This is a genomic window from Xanthobacter sp. BG11Y11_SDJG, assembly GCF_057364445.1.
This window is the reverse complement of the sequence record NZ_JBNFNU010000462.1, coordinates 1-3,000: the sequence shown is the minus strand read 5'-3', so window position 1 is coordinate 3,000 and position 3,000 is coordinate 1. Positions and strand designations below refer to the sequence as shown.

At 68.5% G+C, this 3,000-nt stretch carries 2 protein-coding genes, 1 tRNA gene and 1 pseudogene; 3 read left to right on the top strand and 1 reads right to left on the bottom strand.

The features are described from left to right. Nucleotides 1–1,488 (bottom strand): helicase HerA-like domain-containing protein (locus tag AC2W7M_RS22895; protein WP_486135177.1); only part of this gene is annotated, 1,488 nt, incomplete at its 3' end. 182 nt (nucleotides 1,489–1,670) lie between these two features. Between AC2W7M_RS22895 and AC2W7M_RS22890 the strand changes: the two genes are divergently transcribed. The 3 genes and pseudogenes from AC2W7M_RS22890 (at nucleotide 1,671) to AC2W7M_RS22880 (ending at nucleotide 2,865) form a co-directional block, all read left to right on the top strand. Continuing rightward, nucleotides 1,671–2,051, top strand: a complete 381-nt coding sequence (locus AC2W7M_RS22890) for a DUF2267 domain-containing protein (RefSeq protein ID WP_486135175.1) — start codon at nucleotides 1,671–1,673, stop codon at nucleotides 2,049–2,051. A 67-nt stretch (nucleotides 2,052–2,118) separates the two neighbouring features. Next, a pseudogene (locus AC2W7M_RS22885) lies at nucleotides 2,119–2,525 on the top strand (DUF4332 domain-containing protein). A 264-nt stretch (nucleotides 2,526–2,789) separates the two neighbouring features. Continuing rightward, nucleotides 2,790–2,865, top strand: a tRNA-Thr gene (locus tag AC2W7M_RS22880). Nucleotides 2,866–3,000 lie beyond the last annotated feature (135 nt).

Sequence of the window (3,000 nt, the reverse complement as noted above, 5' to 3'; positions counted from 1 at the left end):
CGTACCGGCGCCCCCGCGCGCCGCCCGGCCGCGTGGCGCCGGGGTCCCGGTGCCGAGAACGCTGTCAAGGATGCCGCCCAGCAGCCCCCCGCCCCCGGCGGACGCTTCGGCCGGCGGCTGCATCTTCTCCTCGGCGCGCTGCTGGAGCTTCTCGAACGCGCTCTCCCGGTCCACCGCCTGGTCGTAGATATGACCCACCGGGCTCTTCGCCATGATGGCGGCGCGCTCGGCCTCGGTGATCGGCCCGACGCGGGCGGACGGCGGGCGGATCAGCGTGCGCTCCACCATGGACGGCACGCCGTTGCCTTCCAGCATGGAGACCAGCGCCTCGCCCTTGCCCAGCTCCATGATCACCTTGGCGGTGTCGAGGTCGGGGTTGGGGCGGAAGGTCTCCGCCGCCGCCCGCACCGCCTTCTGGTCGCGCGGGGTAAAGGCGCGCAAGGCATGCTGCACCCGGTTGCCGAGCTGCGCCAGGACGCTCTCAGGAACGTCCAGCGGGTTCTGGGTGACGAAATAGACGCCGACGCCCTTGGAGCGGATCAGGCGCACCACCTGCTCCACCTTGTCGAGCAGCACCTTCGGCGCCTCGTCGAACAAAAGGTGCGCCTCGTCGAAGAAGAACACCAGCTTGGGCTTGTCCGGATCGCCCACTTCGGGGAGCTGCTCGAACAGTTCGGACAGCAGCCACAATAGGAAGCAGGCGTAAAGGCGCGGCGCCCCCATGAGCTTGTCGGCGGCGAGGATGGAGATGGTGCCGTAGCCCGCGCGGTCGACCCGCATGAGGTCGGCGATGTTGAGCGCCGGCTCGCCGAAGAACTTGTCCGCCCCCTGGTTCTCGAGCACCAGGAGCTGGCGCTGGATGGCGCCCACGGTCTGCGTCGCCACGTTGCCATACTGGGTGCCGATGGTGGCCGCGTTCTCCGCCACATAAGCGAGCAGCGCCCGAAGGTCCTTGAGGTCGAGCAGCAGCAGGCCCTGCTCGTCGGCGACCCGGAAGGCGATGTTGAGCACGCCTTCCTGCGTATCGTTGAGCCCCATCAGGCGCGACAGCAGCAGCGGCCCCATCTCCGAGATGGTGGCGCGGACCGGATGGCCCTGCGTGCCCAACATGTCCCAGAAGATCACCGGGAAGCTGTCCGGCTGGTAGTCGATCCCCACCTCCTCGGCGCGCGCCAGCAGGAAGTCCTTCGCCGTGCCCGGCTCGGCGATGCCGGACAGATCGCCCTTGATGTCGGCGGCGAACACCGGGACGCCGGCGCGGGCGAAGCCTTCCGCGAGCACCTGGAGCGTCACCGTCTTGCCGGTGCCGGTGGCGCCGGTGACCAAACCGTGCCGGTTGGCGAGGCGCAGGGTGAGGAATTCGTCCTTGGCGCGCCGCGCCTTGCCGGTGCCGACGAAGCTGCGGCCGATATAGATCTTGCCGTCGCCGTCCGGGGCTTTCGGATCGAGGGAGGCGGCGGCCGGCTTCGGGGCGGCGGGAGCGGTCATGGCGGGGTCCTCGCGCGGGTCGGGCGGGATTGATCGAGGGCTGTTTTCGCCCGTTTCGCCGCGCCTCGGCAAGCACATTGCCGCATCAGCACGGCTCGGCCCGGTGCCACGGCTTGCGGGATCGTCGCGCCGCCTTCAAATTCGCCCCCTATCTCTGACGGTGCCAACGCCAGGGAGGCGACATGGACGAACTGCTGGAACGGCTGGAGGAACGGGTCGGGCTCGCGCCCGATAAGGGGCGGGCGGCGGTGGTGATCCTGGTCGAATTCCTCGCCCGGGAAGCCCCGGCCGAGGCCATGGCGCCGCTGGTCGCGCGCCATGCCTGGATCGCCGAGCTTCAGGCCGGCATGGCCGAGCCGGCGGCGCCGACGGCTGCGAATCGCCATTTCGGCGGCATGGCCCGGCTGATGGACCTCGCCAACCGGATGATGGCGCTCGGCCTCACCATGGGCGAGGTGCAGGGCGCCGCGCGCGAGGTGGTGGCCTATGCCCGCGAGACCGCCGGCGCAGAAAGTGTGGACGGCGTGGTGAAGGCGATCCCGGGCCTGCGCCAGTTCGTTTGACTTTCGCTCAGGTTGTGGGCCTCATCGTCGCGGCTCCGCTTGAGCCGTGCCATTGAGGGGGGAAGTCGTGTCCTATCCCATCATCGACATTGAGGGCATCGGCCCGGTCATGGCCGAGAAGCTGAAGACGGCGGGCATCACCAACACCGGCGCGCTGCTCGACGCCGCGAAGACGCCGAAGGATCGCAAGGCCCTGGCGGAAAAGGCCGGCATCGACGAGAAGCAGGTCCTCAAATGGGCCAACATGGCCGACCTGATGCGCATCAAGGGCGTCGCGGAAGAGTATTCCGAGCTGCTCGAGGCGGCGGGCGTCGACACCGTGAAGGAACTGAAGACCCGCAACGCCGCCAACCTCACCAAGCCATGGCCGAGGTGAACGAGAAGAAGAAGCTGGTGCGCCTGCTGCCCGCCGAGAGCCAGGTGGAAAAGTGGATCGCCCAGGCCAAGGACCTGCCGCCCATCCTGACCTACTGACGGCGGCGCACGCCGCTTTGGACGATCGCCCAGGGCGGCCGGAGACGGGCCGGCGCGCGAACCCCACCGGCTTGGCCCGGGGCCGGCGGCCGGCCGGCTCCGCGGACGTTGCCGGAGCCGCGATGGCCGCGCGCCGTGTCTCCCTTACGCTCTCCCGGACGGTCCCCGGAGACGCCAAATCCTGTGAGGCCGGCTCTTGTCAGCCGGCCCCATGCCGGGCCCGCCCTTGAAAAGCGGCGATCCTGCCCGTATGAGAGGCGTCGCGCCGCGGTAGCTCAGCTGGTAGAGCAACGCATTCGTAATGCGTGGGTCGGGGGTTCGAATCCCTTCCGCGGCACCATTTCACCATCCAGAAGCGTCCGAAAATGTCCAATATCGCTTTGATTTCAAAGAGATAGGCGCTCCTGACGTCCAGTCTGATCCCATCTCGTCCGCTTGAATCCTGTAGGCATGTAGGCAAGTTTGTAGGCGTCTC